At 40.6% G+C, this 21881-nt stretch carries 21 protein-coding genes; 10 read left to right on the plus strand and 11 right to left on the minus strand.

Features of this window, described 5'->3' with window-relative positions:
• Positions 1 to 230: 230 nt before the first annotated feature.
• From GGQ60_RS11485 to GGQ60_RS11530, 10 genes are all read right to left on the minus strand, one after another.
• Positions 231 to 3359 carry an efflux RND transporter permease subunit gene (locus GGQ60_RS11485; protein ID WP_183763902.1) on the minus strand — a complete coding sequence of 1043 codons (3129 nt, stop codon included), beginning with the start codon at positions 3357 to 3359 and terminating at the stop codon, positions 231 to 233.
• 29 nt (positions 3360 to 3388) lie between these two features.
• The gene (locus GGQ60_RS11490; RefSeq protein ID WP_183763905.1) at positions 3389 to 4477 is read right to left on the minus strand and encodes an efflux RND transporter periplasmic adaptor subunit; all 1089 of its coding nucleotides are present in this window, start codon (positions 4475 to 4477) and stop codon (positions 3389 to 3391) included.
• 5 nt (positions 4478 to 4482) lie between these two features.
• Positions 4483 to 5754 carry a TolC family protein gene (locus GGQ60_RS11495; protein WP_183763908.1) on the minus strand — a complete coding sequence of 424 codons (1272 nt, stop codon included), beginning with the start codon at positions 5752 to 5754 and terminating at the stop codon, positions 4483 to 4485.
• A gap of 222 nt (positions 5755 to 5976) precedes the next feature.
• Positions 5977 to 7329 carry a HAMP domain-containing sensor histidine kinase gene (locus tag GGQ60_RS11500; RefSeq protein ID WP_183763911.1) on the minus strand — a complete coding sequence of 451 codons (1353 nt, stop codon included), beginning with the start codon at positions 7327 to 7329 and terminating at the stop codon, positions 5977 to 5979.
• Position 7330: 1 nt separating this feature from the next.
• On the minus strand, positions 7331 to 8008 hold the full coding sequence (locus tag GGQ60_RS11505; protein ID WP_183763914.1) for a response regulator transcription factor: 678 nt from the start codon (positions 8006 to 8008) through the stop codon (positions 7331 to 7333).
• 338 nt (positions 8009 to 8346) lie between these two features.
• Positions 8347 to 9129, minus strand: coding sequence for an L-fucose dehydrogenase (locus tag GGQ60_RS11510; RefSeq protein ID WP_183763917.1), 783 nt, complete (start codon positions 9127 to 9129; stop codon positions 8347 to 8349).
• A gap of 224 nt (positions 9130 to 9353) precedes the next feature.
• Positions 9354 to 10991 (minus strand): UxaA family hydrolase, encoded by a 1638-nt coding sequence (locus GGQ60_RS11515; RefSeq protein ID WP_183763920.1) that lies wholly within the window; start codon positions 10989 to 10991, stop codon positions 9354 to 9356.
• A gap of 7 nt (positions 10992 to 10998) precedes the next feature.
• Complete coding sequence (gene fucP / locus GGQ60_RS11520) at positions 10999 to 12309, minus strand: L-fucose:H+ symporter permease (RefSeq protein ID WP_183763922.1); 1311 nt, start codon at positions 12307 to 12309, stop codon at positions 10999 to 11001.
• Positions 12310 to 12337: 28 nt separating this feature from the next.
• The gene (locus GGQ60_RS11525; RefSeq protein ID WP_183763925.1) at positions 12338 to 12490 is read right to left on the minus strand and encodes a hypothetical protein; all 153 of its coding nucleotides are present in this window, start codon (positions 12488 to 12490) and stop codon (positions 12338 to 12340) included.
• A gap of 20 nt (positions 12491 to 12510) precedes the next feature.
• Complete coding sequence (locus tag GGQ60_RS11530) at positions 12511 to 12654, minus strand: hypothetical protein (protein ID WP_183763928.1); 144 nt, start codon at positions 12652 to 12654, stop codon at positions 12511 to 12513.
• A gap of 150 nt (positions 12655 to 12804) precedes the next feature.
• On the opposite strand from GGQ60_RS11530, the gene GGQ60_RS11535 reads away from it, so the two are divergent.
• Complete coding sequence (locus tag GGQ60_RS11535; RefSeq protein WP_183763931.1) at positions 12805 to 13680, plus strand: AraC family transcriptional regulator; 876 nt, start codon at positions 12805 to 12807, stop codon at positions 13678 to 13680.
• A 983-nt stretch (positions 13681 to 14663) separates the two neighbouring features.
• Here the strand turns inward: GGQ60_RS11535 and GGQ60_RS11540 are convergent.
• Positions 14664 to 15623, minus strand: coding sequence for a GlxA family transcriptional regulator (locus GGQ60_RS11540; protein ID WP_183763934.1), 960 nt, complete (start codon positions 15621 to 15623; stop codon positions 14664 to 14666).
• Positions 15624 to 15756: 133 nt separating this feature from the next.
• Here GGQ60_RS11540 and GGQ60_RS11545 point away from each other — a divergent pair, with 133 nt between their 5' ends.
• From GGQ60_RS11545 to GGQ60_RS11585, 9 genes are all read left to right on the plus strand, one after another.
• Complete coding sequence (locus GGQ60_RS11545; protein WP_183763936.1) at positions 15757 to 16251, plus strand: DinB family protein; 495 nt, start codon at positions 15757 to 15759, stop codon at positions 16249 to 16251.
• Positions 16252 to 16255: 4 nt separating this feature from the next.
• On the plus strand, positions 16256 to 16762 hold the full coding sequence (locus GGQ60_RS11550; RefSeq protein WP_183763939.1) for a DinB family protein: 507 nt from the start codon (positions 16256 to 16258) through the stop codon (positions 16760 to 16762).
• Between the two features lie 13 nt (positions 16763 to 16775).
• A complete protein-coding gene (locus tag GGQ60_RS11555) occupies positions 16776 to 17183 on the plus strand; it encodes a hypothetical protein (protein WP_183763942.1) in 408 nt (135 codons plus the stop codon).
• Positions 17184 to 17341: 158 nt separating this feature from the next.
• On the plus strand, positions 17342 to 17722 hold the full coding sequence (locus GGQ60_RS11560; RefSeq protein WP_183763945.1) for a DoxX family membrane protein: 381 nt from the start codon (positions 17342 to 17344) through the stop codon (positions 17720 to 17722).
• A gap of 101 nt (positions 17723 to 17823) precedes the next feature.
• On the plus strand, positions 17824 to 18255 hold the full coding sequence (locus GGQ60_RS11565) for a DUF2147 domain-containing protein (protein WP_183763949.1): 432 nt from the start codon (positions 17824 to 17826) through the stop codon (positions 18253 to 18255).
• Positions 18256 to 18263: 8 nt separating this feature from the next.
• On the plus strand, positions 18264 to 19283 hold the full coding sequence (locus GGQ60_RS11570; protein ID WP_183763952.1) for a WD40/YVTN/BNR-like repeat-containing protein: 1020 nt from the start codon (positions 18264 to 18266) through the stop codon (positions 19281 to 19283).
• 153 nt (positions 19284 to 19436) lie between these two features.
• The gene (locus tag GGQ60_RS11575) at positions 19437 to 20252 is read left to right on the plus strand and encodes a MeeY/MeeF family manganese export membrane protein (protein ID WP_183763955.1); all 816 of its coding nucleotides are present in this window, start codon (positions 19437 to 19439) and stop codon (positions 20250 to 20252) included.
• 81 nt (positions 20253 to 20333) lie between these two features.
• Entirely contained in the window at positions 20334 to 21056 is a 723-nt protein-coding gene (locus tag GGQ60_RS11580; RefSeq protein ID WP_229685015.1) for an HAD family hydrolase, read from the plus strand.
• Complete coding sequence (locus tag GGQ60_RS11585) at positions 21043 to 21879, plus strand: phosphoribosyltransferase family protein (RefSeq protein ID WP_183763958.1); 837 nt, start codon at positions 21043 to 21045, stop codon at positions 21877 to 21879. Before GGQ60_RS11580 ends, GGQ60_RS11585 begins: the two co-directional genes overlap by 14 nt.
• Positions 21880 to 21881: the final 2 nt, after the last annotated feature.

A 21881-nucleotide genomic window follows, 5' to 3' on the forward strand; every position in this document is an offset into this window, starting at 1 on the left:
GAGCGTGATGGAGAAATCTATTTGCATGATAGACCCTGAATCAAGTTCAGGGTGACGATTTACGGGAGAGATCTACCCAGACAGATCTCTCCGTTTCACTGCGTTTCAGTCGAGATGACTATGCTTTTTATTGATGCAACTTAACATTTACGATTGATCCTTCGGCTCTGCTAAGGATGACGATCGCTTGGATATTCCATCTTCCATTTTACCTATCCCATTTTCCATCCCTACAGGCTTTCCGGTATCATTTTCTGCACTTTTTTACGGTTCGACCAGTAGAATACAATGGGGTAAACGAAAAGGTTAAAAAGTGTGTCGGTAATTAATCCGCCTATTACTACTATGGCCAATGGTTTTGATGCTTCAGAACCGATTCCGGTAGATAATGCGGCAGGCATTAAACCGATGGCAGCCATTAATGCCGTCATTAATACCGGCCTGAACCTGCTGGCAACTGCGGCGCGCATGGCATCGGTAAAGGTCCAGCCGGGATGGTGCTTCATGTCGGCGATATTGGTTTTAAAACGGGTAATGAGTAATACGCCATTTTGCACGCAGATTCCAAAAAGTGCGATGAAACCAATTCCTGCCGAAATATTGAAGTTTACACCCGCAACCAAAAGGGCCAGTATACCGCCAATCATGGCAAAAGGAACGTTGTTTAGTACCAACAAAGCATCTTTAATGTTTCCGAAAAGCACAAACAAGATGAAGAATATGAGTAATAAGCTCACCGGAACTGCCTGAGATAACCTGGCAATGGCCCTTTGCTGGTTTTCAAAATCTCCGGCCCATTCCAATGTATATCCCGGCTGCAGATGGATCTTTGCATTTACTTTTTCTTGTGCCTCGGCAATTACGCTTCCCATATCGCGGCCCCTGACCGAAAATTTAATGGCCCCGTAACGTTTGTGTTTATCGCGGTAAATCATACTGGGACCCGTAATTTTGCGTATGCTCGAAATTTCGCCCAATTGAACGTTGGTACCAGATATGGTAGGAACCCGTAATTTACTGATCGAACGTTCATCGTTCCTAAAATCTTCAGGATAACGGATAATCAGGTCAAATTTTCGTTCGCCTTCATAAATTTGTGTAGCGGCTTTACCGCCAATAGCCATTTCGATTACGGCGTTGGCATCAGCAGTGCTTACACCATATAAAGCCATCTTTTTTTGGTTGAGGTTGATCTGCAGTTCTGGCTGACCAAGATTTCTTAGTATACCTAAATCTTCAATACCATCAACCGTTTTTAAAATGCTTTCTATCTTTTCCTCTTCTTTTTCAATGTAGTCAAAGTTTTCACCAAATAGCTTCACTACAATGGAGCCTTTTACACCTGATACGGCTTCTTCTACATTATCTGAAATGGGCTGCGAAAAATTAAGATTGATACCGGGGAAACTTTTTAGTTTTTCCTGCATGCGCTCAATCAGCTGTTCTTTGGTCTGCTTACGTTTCCATTCTTTACGGGGGTAAATATCCACATGAAATTCCATGTTGTAAAAACCTGTGGCATCTGTCCCGTCATTAGGCCTCCCAGTCTGCGACATTACCTGCTTAACTTCTTCAAAGCTTAAAAAGATTTTTCTCATCTCATTCGAAAGCTTTTTCGTTTCCGCTAATGAAATGCTCAGTGGTCCGGTAGCGCGGACATAAATAGAGCCTTCATCTAAGCTGGGCAGAAATTCTGTTCCCAAAAACCTGAAGCTAAAAATGCCCAAAAGCAATACAACAATAGAAACACTAAAAACAAGCTTCTTTTTTTTGAAGCAGCGATCATAAAATTCGAGGGTCGTTTTCGTAATCCACTCCAAAAAGATATTGTGTTTCTCTTTAACATCCTTTTTTAAGAGTACACTGGCCATGGCAGGTACCAGCGTAAAGGTTAAGATTAGTGCACCCAGCAAGGCAAAACTTAATGTCCACGCCAGGGGTGAGAACATTTTACCTTCTACCTTCTCGAAAGTAAAAATAGGTAGCAAACCGGTAATGATAATCAGCTTTGCAAATAAGATTCCCTTTCCGTTTTCAACGCAGGCCTTTTTAATAAAACCGAGTTTACTCATTTTGTTAAACCGATCCATGCCCAGTTTTTTTGCACTCCAATCTAAGGTTACAAAAATCCCTTCAACCATTACCACAGCACCATCTATAATGATCCCGAAATCGATGGCCCCCATAGATAGCAGATTGGCAGACATGCCTTTTAATTTAAGGCAGATAAATGCAAAGAGCAGGGCCAGGGGAATAATAACCGAAACGATTAAGGTGGTACGCCAATCGGCCATAAACAGGAATACGATTAAGGTTACAAACAGAATTCCTTCCAGCATATTGCCCATTACGGTATGTACAGAATAGTTTACCAGGTCTTCGCGATCGTAGAAAGGTTTTATTTTTACATCCTTTGGTAATATGCTGGTATTGATCGTATTGATCTTTTCCTTCAATCTGGCAATTACCTCGCTTGGATTGCCACCTTTCCTCATCACAATAATGCCTTCAACCACATCAGGGTCCTGATCACGACCAACCTGCCCCAGCCTGGGTAAAGCTGATTCGGCAACTTCGGCAATGGTTTTAACGTATATGGGGGTGCCATTAACATTATCGACCACTACATTCCTGATTTCATCGATATTGTTGAGTACGCCTATGCCACGCACAACATAAGCCTGGCCGCTTTGCACAATCACGTCGCCGCCCACATTGATGTTGCTTTTAGATACTGCCTCGAAAAGTTCGGTAGCGCTTACACCATACTGAATTGCCTTTTGCGGATCGACGGTAATCTGATAGGTTTTTACCTCACCTCCGAAACTTACCACATCGGCAATGCCCGAAACCGATAAAAGCTCTCTTTGTACCACCCAATCCTGAAGGGTTTTTAATTCACGGATAGATTTGGTATCGCTTGTAAGGGTGTAACGGAATATTTCGCCTGTAGGGCCATAAGGTGGTTGTACCTCTGGTTTGATCCCTTCGGGCAAATCAGCTTCATCGAGGTGGTTGTTTACCTGTATCCTGGCTTCGGCATAATCTACATCATCTTCAAAACTTACTTTTACGATAGAAAGCCCGAAGAGCGACGAAGAGCGGATACTGGTACGCTTTTCTGTTGGGTTCATGGCAATTTCAAGTGGTCTGCTCACAAGCTTTTCTACCTCCTCGGCACTGCGGCCCGGCCATTGGGTAATAATAATGATATTGGTATTGGTTACATCAGGAAATGCATCAATGGCCGTATGCTTAAAGCTCAGGTAACCAGACAGGATTAAAATAAAAGTAGCAAAAAAGATAAAATACTTATTCTTCAATGCAAAGCCTATAATGCCTTTAATGAATTTATGCATTTGTTATAATCAAAGTGATGAAAAGGATTTTACCGTGTTTTTAAACTCTCAAATAGGAAAACCTGCTTGGATGCGATAATACGGTCGCCGGCGCTTACACCTTTGCTGATGTAGGTTTTATCGGCAGTTTTATGGCCAATTTCGATCTCCTGGATTTTTACTTTATGATCCGGGGCGAGAACCAGCACGTAGTTCTTGTTTTCGTCGAAAATAACCGACCCCGAATGGAGTACAGGGAGATTAATGGCTGAGTTTGCTGAAACTTTTACTGTTCCAAGCATACCAGGTTTTAATAAAAAACCCGGATTTCGGATCACCACACGTGCTAGTATTACTTTACTATCCTGATCTACCTGGTTGTAAAGTTTCTCTATTTTACCGCTAAAAATTTTATCGGGATAGGAGAGGGTCGATAGGCTGACTTCATCGCCAGCCTTTACACGCGAAATATCTGATTCATAAATATTAATCATTGCCCAAACATTGGAGAGATCGGCAATGGTGAAAAGGCTCTTATCGTTATCGCCACGTAAATGCATGTTCTGGGTTACATTTTTTTCGATCACAAAACCATTGATAGGAGATTTGATTGCATATAGCCCTGTACTGCTGCCGCCATTCAGCTTTAATACCGCATTGGCCCTTTTTGCCTCAGCTTTTTTTACCTGGTAATCATTTTTGGCTTCTTCCAGTTCTTTTGCAGATGATAAGCCGCTCTGGAAAAGTTGTTCAGCCTGTTTTACCGATCGTTCGGCGTTTTTAAGCTCGGCATTGGCCGCAATCACGTCCTTGTTAAAACCGGCCATTTCTGAGCTGCTCAGGGTGGCCAATATCTGCCCGCTCGAGACCTGGTCGCCCAGCCGTACCTTAACACTGTTTACCGTTCCGCTTACCATGGGAAAAAGTTCAGAACGGTGCTCCTCATCTGCTGCAATTTTGGCCGAAAACAAGAGTTCTGTCTTGTTGTTAGCCTGGTGCACCGTATCAATCAGCAAGCGGTTGATCAACGAATCGGTGAGCACAAATTTATCATGGGGTGCAGCTGTTGGGTGTTCGCTGCAAGCCAGTAACAAGCTGCTTGTTGCAATAAGTAAAGTGCTTTTATAGAGATTTTGCATAAGATTTATTTAAAAATAGTAGAACCGGTTACATAATTGAGCTCAGCACGGGCACTCATTCTTTCGAACCGGAGTTTGTTCAGTTGCAGTGTATTTTCTTTATAGGCATCATACAGGTCTAAAAATTCAATCAGGCTGATATTCCTGGCTTTGAAATTTTTGATCAGTCCTGAAATGAGCGTGTTAAAGTCGGTACTGAAAGCGGGATCTGTCTCTGCGTACAATTTTTCATTCCGTAAAGCAGTTTTATAGCTGTTAAATACCTCGTTTTCGAGCAGGGTTTCCTGTTTTTTGATATTGGTATTGGCGGCAGCGATACCGATCTGCGCTTTTTTAATTTCGCCCTGGTTTCTGAAGAAAAGCGGAAGCGGGATTTTTAAACCCAAACCCGTGTATTTTTCGGGATAATTATCTTTTAGGTCGTAACTTAAGGCAATTTCTACATCAGGGATGGCCATTGCTTTTTGAAGTTTTAAATTACGTTCGTTATAAAGGAGGCCGGTTTTGGCTACCTTAAGGTCGGCACGGTTCGTCCTGGCCGAATCGAGCAGTAAACCATAGGGAATTTTATCAATTGGCTCGTTTTGGAAGGCATCCTGATCTGCTATCAAAACAAGCGAAGCACCGGCATCTAAACCACATAACAATTTCAGGTCTTTGTAGTTGTCTTCCAGCTCGTTCAGTAATCCAGCCTGTTCAGCCCTGAGGTTGAGCAACAATGATTTGATTCTGATGACATCTTTTGCCGCCACATTACCCATTTTTAACTGAAGATCGTAGGCTTTTAGTAATTGCCCGGTAGAGTTGATTTGTTCCTGGTATACTTTTATGGATTGTGCAGAGAAATAGGCTTTATAGAAGGTATTAACAAGTTCGAATTTCAGTGTCCTCAACAGGTCGAAATATTCGTACTCTGCCAGTTTAACCCCGGTTTGCGCGAGTTTGATGTTTTTGTTCCGCTTACCGGCGAGTTTGAACAATTGCGAAACAGATCCTGCATATTGACCATTGGCATAAGAGGTTTGCAGGAATTTCCTGGTTTCGTGGTTGTAAAAAAGATTTTCGTACTCAAGTGTTGGGTTCTCAAACAATTTGGCCGTAATCATTTCGGCTTTTGCCCGGTCGATCTCATAATTACTGGCCAGGAGGTCGTAATTGTTTTTTAAAAAAAAGCTTTCGGCCTGCCTCAGGGTTAAGCTTAGGGTATCGGTTTGTGCAAAAGTTGCCCTGGTTGTGATGACTAAAATGAAAATGAGCAACGTACCTATTCTTTTCATTCAGCAAAACTATTCTTGCCGAATTAAAGGCGGATTAAATAGGGCTTAAAAGGGGATTAAAGTTGCAGATAGGTTGATTATTTCTCCATTATGCTTGCGCTCTTTTCCAAACGGGTACATAAATAGTTATACGATTTTATCGTTGTAAACGATATTCTATTCAACGCTCGTTAGAAACGAGCGTTAGCAGGAATGACAACCACGAGGATAGATAAATAGCTTCTAAATCTTTGGTAAAATGACTGTAAAAGTGCAGCCGCCTTGCTCCAGGTTATTCACAGCTATTTTCCCTTTAAGCAGATGGATGATTTTTTGAGCCATATAAAGCCCCATTCCTTCACCCTGGAGGCCAAAATCGTTGGCCCGCGTATAAAAAGGTTCAAAAATATTTTCTTCTTCTCCAGCAGGGATGCCCTTTCCATTGTCGGTAATGTGGATGAGAAAATCGTTTTCTTTGGCTTCAACAGTAATGCTTACCTGTTGATGATCAGAAAATTTAAACGCATTCGAAATGATATTATCCAGGGCAATCTGCAATAATACGGCATTGGCCATTATTTCAGGTTTCGCATCAATGGCGTTTTGATTGGTAATGGTAAGATCAAGGTTTTTCTGCAATTTCCATTCAGACTGTATTTGGAGTATCAGGTGGTCTAACCTGATCGGAACCAGCTTAGAATTGATCAGTTCCAGGTCCATTTTGGCTAAAGCAACTAAACCGGTAATAATGTGGTCCATTTTTTCGGCATCCTCAAGCATCGAACCGATCACTTTTTGATAAGCAGCCTGATCCCTTTCTTTTGACAGTGCCAGCTCGGCGGTCATCATGATACGCGTTACCGGTGTCCGTAATTCGTGTGAAGCGTTGGATACAAAGGTTTTCTGTAAAATAAAGGCCTGTTCCAGTTCTTCCATTAAAAGGTTAAAGCTTTGGGCAATGAGGTTGATCTCGTCTTTGTTGTGATTTTCTTCGACCCTGAATGCCATATTTTGCGAGCCTGCCTGTTTTACTTCTAGCATGAATTTTTGCAGGGGTTTGAGCATTTTTTGTGCAATCCACCTGCTTAATAACAGTACGATCAACGAAATGAAGATGAATACCACAATCATGATCTTCAACAGTTTGGCTAGTCTATTGTGCGAACCCTGATCGTCGGCCGAAGCCAGAATCACGAAATCGCCCTGATTGTCTTTGTAGTAAATACCCACTACCTGCCGTTGTCCGTCGGTATATTTTAAACGGCCTTTTTTACGTACTTCATCGATAGTAGAATTGCGCCAATATTGGGCAGAATCGCCGATAAATGTAGCCCTGTTTTTATGGTCGTAAATGCGGATCACTTCGCCATTCAGTTTTTGGAGGTACTTATGGCGAACGGTATTCAAAGCATCCCTGCTGATTTCGTCGGCTTCGAGGTACAGTTTGGCTGTAACCATGGTACGGTCGGTAAGCCGTTCAAAAAAATCAGCTTCCAAAAATTTCATAAAAGTAAAGTACACCGTACACAGCACCGCGAACAACATCGAAGTGCTGATCAGCGTAAAATAGAATGCTATGCGGTCTTTTATTTTCACCTTATTTTAGGATATAACCCATATTAATTTTGGTATGGATGAGTTTGCGCTCAAAATCTTTTTCGATCTTCTTTCGTAGGAAATTGATGTAAACATCGATTACGTTCGTGCCGGTTTCGAAATTGATATTCCAGGCCTGTTCAGCTATAAACTGCCTGGACAGCAATCGGTTGGGGTTGCGCATAAACAGTTCGAGCAGCACAAATTCTTTGGCACTCAGCTCAATCGGCTTTCCGCCCCGGCTTACTTCTTTGCTGTAGGTATCAAGCGAAAGGTCTTCGAAATATAATTTATAGCCTGTTTTAGCATCAACAGCAGGTTGCCGGCGTAAAAGTGCTGCCACCCGTGCCAAAAATTCTTTCAGGTGGAAAGGTTTTACGAGGTAATCATCAGCCCCGGCTTCCAAACCTGTAACTTTATCATCAACAGTACCTAAGGCCGTAAGCATCAGGATTGGTGTTTGAACCGCTTTTTGCCTGATGTGTTTACAAAGCTGCAGGCCATTAAGGCCGGGCATCATGACATCAATGATTAAAAGGTTGAAACTTTGACTCAGGAAAAGCTCCAGTGCATCGATGCCATTAGCAACGGTAAATACCTGATAATCGCTTTCTTCGAGCGCGGATTTTAAAAGTCCGGCAATTTTAGGATCATCTTCTGCTATTCCAATCTTTAACATGCAGCAAATGTAACCAACTCATCTTAAAATGGGATTAAAAGGATGGCCTTCTGTTATTTTGGGCGATTTTAGGTTTTTGATCATACATAAAATAATTCAGCCCAATGATCTATCTCTTAGGTTGTTGGTTTATTTAAAGTTTGTGCGAAGTTGAGCCTGTCGAAACGCCTTTTAACATGTTTTAAATAGGCGTTTCTACAAGCTATTATGGATGTTGTTTTGCAATTGTTTAATAATGAATGGCTTGTGGGGTTATGTATTTCCGCATACTTAGGCCATACTGCCGATAAGAAAAAGATTCTTCACTGCGTGCAGAATGACAAAAAAGCGGGCATATTCTACAACAAAGCCCTGTCCAGATGCACGTAACCGCCATCAACATGAATCAATTGGCCCGTGGTATGGCTTGATTTATCCGATAATAAAAACACAGCGGTATTGGCTATTTCATCCACAGTGGTCATCCGGTTTTCGAAAGGAATTTTATCGGTAATACTTTTCAGCTTTTCGTCGCGGTCTTCAAAAGTGCTGATCCATTTCTCATATAATGGCGTCCAGGCTTCGGCCACGATAATTGCATTTACACGGATGCTATATGGCAATAATTCTACTGCCCACTCGCGGGTTAATGCATTTCTGGCGCCATTTGATGCCGCATAACCGGAGGTACCACCTTGGCCAGTTTCTGCCGTTTTACTGCCAATATTTAAAATAGATCCTTTACTTTCTTTTAATGCAGGCAGTGCATACTTGGCCAACAGGTAATAATGAACCACATTTTTATGCAGCGAATCCATAAAAGCTTCGTAAGTGCCGCTTTCGAGTCCAACGCCGTCATTTACGCCTGCATTATTAACCAAACCGTCTATTCTGTTGTATTTTTCTAAAATGCTATCAATAATGGTTTTGCAGGTTTCAGGTGCGGTAAGTTCGGCCGTAAAATAATCGGCTTTTAAACCCAGGTCTTTTACTTCCTGCAGCATTTTCAGGTTATCTTCTTCATTTCGGCCAATAATGATCGGAAAGGCGTTTTCGGTAGCCAATGCCTTAACAATTGCCGCACCAATGCCTTTTGCACCACCACTTACCAGTATTATTTTGCCGTCTAAATTTAAATTCATATTCGGTTATCTTTTTCTTTTGTTGTTTTAACTGTCATACAAAGTGTTTTTCACAGAACACAAATCCGGATTTTGGTTGTGTAGGTTTCTCCCCACCTGTACAGGCAGGCGTTCCGTTTCACTGCAGTCGAAATGGCGACTTAAGCTTTCTATCATACAATATCCATTTAACATGATCCATTATCCATCTCACCTTCTCCATCTTCCATCTTACCTTCCTGCACCTAAAGGCTTACGCCCCGCTTCCAGGGGATAAAATCATCTTGATTAAGCTGTACTGCTTTGGGAATTTCCTCGCCACTGGCTGCTTTAATGCAGTATTCGAGGATATCTTCACCCATTTCGTTAATGGTTTTTTCTCCGCTGATCACGGCTCCGGTATCGATATCGATGATATCGCTCATACGACTGGCCAAAACCGAATTGGTGGCTACTTTAATCGTTGGGCAAACCGGGTTTCCCGTTGGCGTGCCCAAGCCTGTGGTAAATAAAATTAGCGTAGCACCTGCGGCTGCTTTACCCGTTGTGGCTTCCACATCGTTTCCGGGGGTACAAACTAAACTTAAACCCGGTTTTGTTGCAGGTTCGGTATAATCCAGAACATCAACCACAGGAGAAGAACCCGCTTTACGCGCTGCTCCGGCTGATTTTATGGCGTCGGTAATTAAACCGTCCTTAATATTCCCTGGCGAAGGATTCATATAAAAGCCCGAGCCTACTTTATGCGCCAGATCATCATATTCCGTCATTAAACGGATAAACTTCTCGGCAGTTGGCTGGTCTACAGACCTGTCGATCATTTCCTGCTCTACACCGCAAAGCTCGGGGAACTCGGCCAATAAAACCTTGGCCCCTAAAGCCACCAGTAAATCGGCGCAATAACCTACGGCAGGATTGGCTGAGATGCCGCTAAAACCATCGCTACCACCGCATTTTACACCTACACACAGTTTGCTTAGTGGCGCTGCAGCACGCTCTTGTTTATTAATGAACATCAATCCTTCAAAAGTGCTGCGTATTGCATTTTGGATCAATTGTTCTTCACTTTGTGTTTTCTGCTGTTCGAAAATCAAAAGCGGTTTATCAAAATCAGGATCAAGAGCAAACAGGTCGCGTTTAAAGTCCGCTACCTGCAAATGCTGGCAACCCAAACTTAGAACCGTAATACCGGCCACATTGGGGTGATGGGCATAAGCGGCCAGTAATTTGCTTAAAGTATCGGCATCCTGCCGTGTTCCGCCACAGCCCCCGTTATGGGTGAGGAATTTAATCCCGTCTACATTTTTAAAAGTACGGCTGGCCTTGTCAACTTTAGGTTCAAAACTGATATTATGAATGTCTTCTCCTCTATTAAAAGCCTCCACCAGCTTGTGGGTGTAAGATTTGTATTTGTCATCAACTGCATAACCCAACTCGCTGTAAAGCGATTCTTTTATGATCTCCAGGTTTCTGTTTTCGCAAAAAACAGTTGGGATAAACAGCCAGTAGTTTGCCGTGCCCACCGAGCCGTTTTTACGGTGATAGCCCTTAAAACTGCGGTTGGCGTATTTACTTACATCAGGGGCTTCCCATTTGTAATTAACCTTGCGATAGGCAAAGGGTTCGGCAGCATGTTTAGTGTTCTCCACATTCATCCGCATACCGGCCTTCACTTCGAACTGCACTTTTCCAACTAAAACACCATACATGATTACTTCGTCACCTGCCTTCATATCCTGCATAAAAAATTTATGCTTGGCAGGAACTTCATCAACCGTAACATAAGTATTTCCTTCATGAAGTATTTGGGTGCCGGCTGGTAAATCCTGCAGTGCAACCAAAACGTTATCGGCATGGTTAATCTTGATGACTGATTTTTTCATTATTAATTTATACTTCTAAACTTATTTCTTTTTCGATATGATTGGGTTTCCATCCCTTCCAGCCAAAGTAAAATACCACTAAAAAACAGACGAAGGGTACCAGGTATCCGTATTGGATGTTGTGGGCCGCATCTGATATCAGGCCTAACACCGGAGGCAAAAATGCACCACCAACAATAGACATTACAATTAACGACGAACCCAGTTTTGTATCTTTACCCAAACCCGATATACCCAGTGAAAATATTGTGGGGAACATGATCGACATAAAAAATGCAACACCGATTAAAGCGTAAACAGTAATCATTCCACTCGCAAAAACAGATAAAAGGGTAAGTGCAGCGCTGATTAATGCATAAAGCATTAATAATTTATGTGGTGCTACGAATCGCATGAAAATGGTGCCCACAAATCTACCAATCATAAAAGCTAAACCAGCGGCCCCTGCGTACCATTTTGCTTCATCCTGGCTTATGTTTGCCGATGAGGTTACAAAACTGATGAATAAACTCAATACACAAACCTGGGCGCCTACATAAAAAAACTGACCAATAACTGCCCAGCGCAAATGGCTGTGGCTTAATACATGCGCAAAACTGCTTTTTTCCTCTGCATGTTCTTCCTCTTTAATGTCGGGCAGCTTGGTGAAAACAAACAGGATAGCCACTACAATAATCAGGATACCCAAAATTAAGTAAGGCGCTTTTACGGTAGACGCCTCTTCGAGCATGTACGCCTGTTTTTCTAAGGGCAGCATTTTCGCCAACTGGGCTTCGGTATATTTTACTTCGGTAAAAATAAATTTACCACCCAGTACAGGAGCTAAGAAAGCTGCAAAGCCGTTAAAAGATTGGGAGAAGTTTAAACGCTGCGTAGCTGTTTCTGGTGGTCCCAATACCGTTACATAAGGGTTTGCCGCTGTTTCCAGAAAAGTTAAGCCACAGGCGATAATAAAAAGTGCCCCCAGGAAAAATATATATTGTGCAGTATTGGCTGCAGGTATAAACAATAAACAACCGATAGCAAATAAAACAAGGCCTAATATGATACCGCTTTTATAGCCATACTTGCGCATGATGTAGCCTGCAGGTAATGCCAATAAAAAATAAGCGATAAAAACTGAAGAATCGACCAGGGTAGATTCGAAAACATTTAACTGAAAAGCTTTGCGTAAATGCGGAATTAATATGGGATCGAGATTGTGGACAAAACCCCAAAAGAAAAACAGGCTTGTTACCAGAATTAGTGGGAATAAATATCCTTTCCCATTTTTTTCTGGATCAGATACTTTAAAGTTAGCAGGTGTAGTTTGGCTCATATTTTAGTTGATTAAATGATTAAGCAGGTTAGGTTAAAGACTTTCCGGCAATATCGTAAATTGTATCTCTTTTTGATAAACTTAATGCCATCATGTTCATTGCATCGGGTTTACTTTTCGGTGTATACCCCTTTTGAAGCAAAATAATCGAATTTTTCGAAATTTTTAACAAATAGTTCATCGATCCCCGGAGTTAAACGGCTATAGCCTGAATTCGCTAATGGCCGTTGGTTGGTTTAATTCGAAATGAACATCCAAACCAGTTTTTTCTAACGAAAGGGCTGCAGGTGCAACTTTAGAAAAAAGCCGGTCGGGGTAACAAGAAATAAATAATTCAACCTTCATAATATATTTTGGTTAGTTGTTTCATTACAAATTAACCCCTAAAGTGCTAATAAAAATTTAACTTTATGATCTAATTATTAAATGATATTGGCTCAACTTTATACATTGCTAAATATTACTGCATATTAGATTGATTTTTTTAAAGATTTTATGAAACCGCATTTACTTAATGTATCTACCAATACCGTAGATTCTTTTAGCGCCAGGAGGGATGTTATGCCAGATGTGAACAACCTGTGGCATTACCATGCTGCCCTGGAGCTGATTTACATCAAAAAGGGGCGGGGAACACAGTTTATCGGCGATAGCATCAAAAATTTTAGCGAGGGCGATGTGGTGCTGCTTGGAAGTAACCTGCCACATTATTGGCGCTTTGATCCCGAGTTTTTTGACAAAAAAGAGGAAGAATCGGTTGATGTTTATGTTGTTCATTTTAAGGAAGATTTTTTAGGGACAGCATTTATCGAACTTCCCGAAAACCAGGAGCTCAAAAAAATGTTGGCACAATCTAAACAGGGCCTTCAGTTATTTGGTACAGCTAAAGAGCGGATAGCCAGCTTAATGCCATTGATTATTGAAGCGAATGGTACCATGCGGATTATCAGGCTCCTGGAAGTGCTCTCCGAAATAGCCAGTGCTGAGGAGAAAAAAACATTGGTTTCGCTCGGCTTTAAGCCCAATTTTTTAGAAAATGAGAAAGACCGGATCCAATCGATCTACAACTATACCATCAGTAATTACAAAAATAAAATCGAACTGAAGGAAATTGCAGCGGTGGCCAAAATCAGCCCAAATTCGTTCTGCAAGTTCTTTAAAACCAAAAGCAGAAAAACCTACACACAGTTTCTGAACGAAATTAGGGTAGGGCAGGCTTGTAAATTATTGATTGAAAGTAGTTTAACTGTTAAGGAGATTTGTTACGACTGCGGGTTTTACAACTTTACCAGTTTTCATAAATATTTTAGAGAGATTACAGGGAAAACGCCACTTAAATATCAGCAGGCTTTTTCGAAACAGCAGTTGTAGCTCAGCAAGCCGGTTTTTCAGTGCGATTCTTTTGTTTCTGGGGTGATTTGCTGCTTTACCCCGTTTTTTACGGCTAAGTTTGGTTGTATGCACGCTAAATGCCTGAATTTTAACGATTTTTGCACTTTGTTTAATTTGAATAAAAGAGAATATTAAAACTAATTTTTGATTTATAGGTTTATAAGCTAAGTTTGTATTACTAACCAAATATTTTATGAGCAATATCTCTGATCCGAAACCAGAAAAAAAAGGTGAAAGGATGGACAGTGACCATAATAACCTGAAGTCATACACGCCTGGACCTAAACATAAATTTGAAGGATGGCCGATTTTATGGATCCTGATCGCAATATTTTTAATCTCCGCAGTTTTATGGTATACAGGAACTGCATCCTACCTGATTAAGTGGATCGCTAATAAATAAAAAGAAAGTTTTCTTTAAAAGAATAAGCGCAGGTGGACCACATCCATTTTCGTGTCTGCTGCAAAAAAAAGTTCAGTGTTTTAACCTAAAAGGGAGACGTTAATTTTTGATGACGGGAAAAGAACTGATTAGAATTTTTCATCATCGCTGGGAATCTGCTCAGCGGAGAAATAACAGTACCACATTAATCCAAAAGAAATAACATAAAATACCGCTGTAACTAAAAGGAATGTGCTCATATAAATTTTTATTTGGTTAGTGTAATTATAACATTAAGTTATCTTAAATAAAAGAAGGTGGCGCATTAATTTTATATTAATTATCAACATAATAAATTTAAATGTTGAAAACTATATATTTAGTTTTTGTTTTCTGGGTTCATTTACGGGGTCAGGCTTAGAAACAAAGGGGTTTATGCGATACTAATAACTATAAATTCCATCTGCGCTATACACAGCGTTTTTTGTTTAAAAGTTGAGGTTCAGTGCTTTGTGGCAGTCGGCTGCCCTGCTTTCCGTTACAGCTCCTTCTGTTACGCTGCTGGTCAGTTAGTTATCTTCTATCTCGCCTGAAATTTATCCCGGTATTGGGTGGGGGTCATGCCAACCGATTTCCGGAACACTTTCCTGAATGCTTTTGGATCATTGTAGCCTGAATTATAGATCACCTCCGTCATTTGCTGGGCAGTTTGTTCCAATAGCTTTTTTGCAGCTTCGATACGGGTTTGCTGAAGATACTCGATAGGGGTAATGCCGATTACCTGCTTAAAGCGGCGCACAATATTTCTTCTACTGGAAGGAATGTCTTTGATCATCTCTTCAATAGTAGCCAAATCCTGATAATTATTTTCGATTTTTTCCTGCGCAGAGGCAACAATATCATCATTGTGGTGACGGACAGGCTGGAATGTGCTAAAATAAGACTGGTTTACGCGGTCCATATCGATCGCAAAAATCTTCGCTACCTTAACTGCCATATCTTTTCCGCAATGAAGATGTAAAAGGTGTAACAGTAAATGAAAGGTAGAGGTTGCGCCACCGCTGGTAAATAGTTTGCCGTCTTGTGTTACCGTTTTATCAGCCTTTAAATGTACCTGTGGGAAGGCCGTAGAAAAAGCAGTACAGGCATCAACATGGGTGGTAGCCGATTTGCCGTCTAACAATCCCGATGCCGCCAGCAAAAATGCCCCTGTACAAAAAGTGGCAATTTCTGCCCCTCCCTGATGCTGTTTATTCAGCCATGGCAGGTAACTGATATTGGCCGAAATGCATTCCTTAATATCATGGGTGGCAAAGGAAGGGATCAAAATGAGATCAAAACCGGTGGCTTTCTGCAAGGGGATGCAGGGATGTTCACTTAAATTGTAATTTTGGTCATCCGTGGTAATTAAACTGATATTAAAAGGCATTTGTCGCCCTTCTTTACAATAAAATCCATTTACCGTATCAAAAACATCTAAAATAGCAGCTACGCTTAATAATCTGAAGTTTTGTGGCATTAAAACACCTATTTGTTTCATTTTGTTAAGAATTTCGGTATCGTAAATATATAAAATTTGTCTGAAATGCCCCTTAATATTGACTTTTCCGGCATGGGCGATCCGCTAAATTAACACCTAACTTTATTCCAAGTTAATTACTAATCAAAAAAATATGAAAAGCAGCCCAACAAGTAATAGAATGTACGGTTTTATTGTGCTTTACGAAATGCAAACAGATTTTTTACTCAGCGCTTTAGATGGGATAGAACAAAAAGATGCACAGAAAAGGTTGGATACCAGGGCAAACCACATTGCCTGGATTACCGGGAGTGTGGTGCATAGCCGCTATTTTCTGGCCAAATCATTCGGTATCGATCTCCCATCGGTAACCGACGAACTTTTTGCCGGCAATAAAGGCATTATTGATGATGCCACTTATCCGTTACTGGCAGATTTTATAAAAGACTGGAAAGAAATTTCTCCCCGCTTGCAGGAAGCGTTAACCACAGCAACCGATGAAAAGCTGGACGAAAAACTGGTTATACCGGGCATGGAAATAACATTGTTCGAAATGATCGGCTTTAGCAGCTACCGTGAAGCCAACTGTATAGGGCAGGTAGCCCTTTGGAGGAGATTATTAGGATACCCTGGAATGAATTATAGGTAGTTATATGGAAAAGATACTGAAACAAACCGATGAAACACTATCGGCATTGGAAAACACTTTGTCGAAATTTGACAGCACCCAGGTGAATACTGTACCATTTAAAGGAAGCTGGACAGCAGGACAATTGGCCGAACACCTGATTTTAGCCAATTCGGGCTTTCTACAGGTCATCAACGGTGCGGTAGACGAAACAGACAGGCCTGCAGACTTAATGCTGGTACAGATTAAAAAAGATCTTTTGGATGCTGATGCTAAATACAGTTCGCCGAAAGAAATTTACCCCGAGTACAAGATCTATAACCAGGCAGAATTATTGGAGAATTTAAAACAGATCAGGGAAGGGTTATCCAAGGCGGTAACCAACCTCGATTTAACGAGAACATGTATTTCTTATGAGCTGCCGGTATATGGTTTTCTGACCCGGCTGGAGGCCGTTTATTTCGTGATTTATCATACACAACGCCATGTTGATCAGTTAAAGAATATCTGCAATAGCTTGAATATCAATTGATTTTATTAATCTTATGAGAAACAAGAGTTTTTATTTGCTCGATCCCTATATAGGTAAATGGAAAACGGAAGGTTTAACCAAATCGGGCGAATCCATTATTGGAACCGATACCTACGAATGGATTGAAGGTGGGTTCTTTCTGATGCACAAGACAGATATAACCTTTGGCAAGAAAAAGGTACAGTCTTTAGAAATTACCCATTACGATGATATGGAGGATGTTTTCAGGTCGCAATCGTTCGATAATAATGGACGTATTTCCATCTCTACACTTAAAATTTATCATGATATTATTCTAATATTTGCTGATACTGAAAGATTTAAAGGTAACTTTAAAGACAACACAATTGAAGGCCTGTGGGAGCAGTTTGATGGAAAAAACTGGGTGCCATGGATGGATTTAAAACTAACGAGGATCTAGTTGAAAATCAATGTCGAGGGAGCTCTGGTCGGCAGTCTTAAAATTGTAAGCGCTGCTGATGGCGGTACCAAGAATGGGTACTGACTGATTTAAACGGTAAATCAACTACAATTGAACAAAAAATATTATTTTTAATTACAAACTAAAACTTAACCAACATGAAAATCACAGTAATTGTTATCCGCGTGCTTTTAGCCGCTATGTATTTATTTGCTTCTATAAGCTATTTTTTAAATTTTATGCCTAAAGCGCCGGAAATGACAGCTGCACAAACCACTTTTATGACAGGCCTGATGGCATCGGTTTACCTTTTTCCGTTGATTAAAATCACAGAATTGATCGGAGGTATATTGTTGCTCATCAACCGGACAGCGCCCTTGGCAACGATCATTATTTTTCCGGTTACTTTGAATATCTTTTTATATACCGCGTTTTTAGCACAACCTAAAGATCTTCCGATGAGTGCAGTAATGTTATTGTTTAACCTGTTCCTGTTTTATGCCTACAGGGCCAAATACCTGCCAGTTGTTTCAAAGTAAATTTTACCTTTTATAAAACTTTCTCATACTTTTTCTGGTTATTTTGTGTTTCCATATAAAGAGTAATCATTATCTTTAAAATCTAACTAGAAATAAAAAATATGAGAAAGTTACCATTTTTAATGCTGCTGTTCGTCGCAGTATCGTTTTCTGTCTCTGCACAGAGCAAAGATGCTATTTTAGGCAAATGGCTTAATCCATCAGGAGAAGGACAGATTGAGATTTATAAAAAAGGCGATAAGTTTTACGGTAAACTGGCGTGGATGAAGGAACCAAACTTAAACGGTAAGCCCAAACTGGATGCAAAAAATCCTGATGAGAACTTACAGAAAAGGGCCTTACTAAACCTCGAGATATTAAAAGATTTTGTTTACGATGGTGGGAAATGGACTGATGGTACAATATATGACCCCAAAAGTGGTAAAACCTACAGCTGTAACATGACCTTAAAAAGTGCCGATGTGTTAAATATCCGCGGTTATGTAGGTATTTCGCTGTTAGGCAGATCAGAGACTTTTAGACGCGTTAAATAACAGTATACATGAAGAAATTAGTATGGTGCCTTATTGTGGCACCTTTTTTTTGCGCTGCACAATCCTATACCATGAAACCTTTAGCCGAAGGCACTAAAACCAGCATACGTGGGTTAAGTGTGGTATCCGACCAGGTAATCTGGGTAAGTGGTAGCAACGGCTCGGTTGGTAAAAGTACCGACGGTGGCAGTACCTGGAAATGGACCAAGCCTAAAGATTATGAAAAACTCAACTTCAGGGACATCGAAGCTTTCGATAATCAAAATGCCATCATTGTAAACGCCGGATCGCCAGCATATATCCTTAAAACAACCGATGGGGGAGAAAGCTGGACAACGCATTATAAAAATGCAGATACCGCCATATTTTTAGATGGGGCCGGCTTTTGGGATAAAAACAGGGGCATCGTTTTCGGCGATCCTATTCATAACAGGCTACAGTTGCTTAAAACCGTTGATGCAGGTAAAAGCTGGCAGGATATTACCGCTAACTTAACAAGTAGTTTAGTTAAAGGTGAGGCCAGTTTTGCGGCCAGTGGAACCACTATTAAAACCCTTCCCGGAGGTAAAACCTGGATTGCTACAGGTGGTACAGTATCCAATATTTATTTTTCGGCTGATTATGGACAGCACTGGCAGGTATTTAAATGCCCAATTATACAGGGCGAAAACAGTACAGGGCCTTTTTCTATCGATTTCTTAAATGATAAAAATGGTGTTGCAGTTGGCGGTAATTATGTAAAGGATAAAGAAAATACCAATAATATACTGCTCACCGGCGATGGGGGCAAAACCTGGCAGAAACCCACTACGCCGGTTTTCGGATACCGGTCTGGTGTAACTTACATCAATGCCAAAACATTAATTGCCACCGGTACTTCCGGTACAGATATATCAACAGATGCAGGGCAAAACTGGAAACACATTTCGGATAAAAGTTTTAATGCTGTCCAAAAGGCAAAAAAGGGCAAGATGGTTATCCTGGCCGGAGAAAAAGGAAGTGTATACCAACTGGAGGTTGCGGATTGATATTGGACGCCAATGCTGTAACAATTCTAATAATTGTTATTCTAACAATAAAAATACCTGTTAAAATAAACAGTTTGATTAGCGGGAATGATAAAATTTTGTTTCTTTGCTGGAATAACTAAAACATTAATTTAAAAAAATACACACGCTCAAATGGATTTTCTGCATACAATTTTAGGTGATGACATACAGGCCGGATTATTGATTATTTTAAACCTTATTGTAATTGAAAGTTTGCTCTCGGTTGATAATGCTGCGGTTTTGGCCACCATGGTAATGGACCTTCCCAAAAACCAACGCGATAAAGCATTAAAATATGGTATTATCGGCGCTTATGTTTTCAGGGGGATCTGTCTGTTTCTGGCTGCGTGGTTGGTTAAAATCTGGTGGTTAAAACCCCTCGGCGGTTTATACCTGTTATACCTGGCATTTGATTATTTCAGAAAAAAGAACAGTAAAAACAAGGATGAAGAAGAGGAAGTAGATAAAAGCAAAAGCTGGATATATAAATCAACAGTAGGCTTAATTGGTAATTTTTGGGCAACTGTTGCCCTGGTAGAAGTAATGGATCTGGCCTTTTCTATCGATAACGTTTTTGCTGCGGTTGCGTTTACCGATCACATCTGGCTGATTTATATTGGTGTATTTATCGGGATACTGGCCATGCGCTTTGTGGCACAGGCTTTTGTAAAGCTGATGGAAAAATTTACCTTTTTAGAAACTGTGGCTTTCATCGTGATCGGGGTATTGGGCATTAAACTTACCTCGTCGCTATTTACCCACTTCAATCCCGAATCACCGGTTTCGCATGCCATTGAAGGCGAGAAAACTGATCTTTTTGTATCTGTTTTTACTGTAGCTATTTTTATCCTGCCGGTACTGAGTTCTTTACTGTTCAACTTCCCCAAAAAACACAAAAGTGATATCGTGATCTCGCAAGATGCGGAAGATGTATTGGATAAATCTTAAAGTTAAGTTTTATCTGTTGCAAATCTTTCACCCCCCAGATCTTATAATCTGATTTTGTAATATTAAGACCTATTAAAATAGATGAGTAAACCGGTGCAAATGGCTTTTTACAAACATTACTCGTTCGATCTTTGGTTAACACTGATTAAATCCAATCCGAGATATAAGCAGGAACGTGTACACTATTTTTACAGGAACTTTAACGGTAAAAATAAAACGGTTGAAGAAATCGCCATCATTTTCCGCCAGGTTGATTTAATGGTAAATGCCATTAACGAAAAGGCCGGAAAGAACGTTGATGCCGAAGAAATGTACTTAATGGTAATCAGCATGATCAACGATTACGATTACAATTTTCGCGATGTAGACCTCCGGCAGCTTGATCATGATATGGAGCAGCTTGTATTTGCACATGCGCCAAAACTCTATTGCGATGATTGTTTGGATGTGCTGGCCAAAATTAAGGAATCGGGCAATGGTACTACTAATATTTTAAGTAATACAGGATTTATTAAAGGCAAAACCCTAAAAATAGTTATTAATCAATTGGGAATTGACCAATATATAGATTTCCAACTTTATTCGGATGAAGTACGCATGTCGAAACCCAGCGCTGGCTTTTTTCAGCTGATGCTGGATACGATCGACAGGACAAAACACCCTGATTTAGTATTATCGGATGTAATTCATATTGGTGATAACCCTTATGCCGATGTGCGAGGGGCCGAAGCCATGGGAATTAACAGTATGCTCATCAACTCCAATAATCTATCTATCTCAAATCTACTCTATGATACCGTATAGTTATTCACTCCATAAAATCGACAATACAGCCGATTTTGGTTTTAGTGCCGATGAGTACAGCCGCTTTAAATTTGGTGATGATCGGGTAGCCCGTTCGTTCGGTAAAGCCCTGGCAGATGGCTTTATAAATTATTACCTGGTTGATAACCTGATTACTGATCAGATTGTGGTAATATCTAGTCCTTACAGCTTTATCCCAACGGCAACTTTTGCCATGAAAAACTATTTCGTGAGCCAGCTTAACCGCTGGCTGGTAGAAAATGGTGGCCTGGCTGTACAGGAAACCAAGGTACACCGCACCATTACCTACAAGGAGGATTATGGCGAATTAAGTGCCGAAGAAAGGCTTTCGTTGATCGGCAATGATTCTTTTCATATCGATAAGGACTTTTTGGCAGGGAAAACACTGCTTTTCCTGGATGATATCAAAATTACCGGAAGCCACGAAAGGATGATCCTAAAAATGGCAAAAGAATATGGGCTTACCAACGAAATGCACATGCTTTACTTTGCCGAACTGGTTAACAAAAATATCCATCCCAATGTTGAGAATTTTCTGAATTACCATCAGGTTAAATCCATTTTCGACCTTGAAGAAATTATCGATGGGGGCAATTTTTGCTTCAATACACGTATCGTAAAGTATATTTTAAACAGCAGTTCGAGCAGTTTTACCATATTTTTGGAGCGCAGAAATGCCGAATTTGTTAACCAGCTTTACGATCTTTCGCTCGGCAACAATTACCACACTATTGATGCCTATTCGAAAAATTTAGACCTTATTAAAGACTATATCAAGAACAACAATTATAAATTAATTTAAAT

The sequence above is a fragment of the Pedobacter zeae genome (genome assembly GCF_014196715.1).
GTDB lineage: Bacteria > Bacteroidota > Bacteroidia > Sphingobacteriales > Sphingobacteriaceae > Pedobacter > Pedobacter zeae.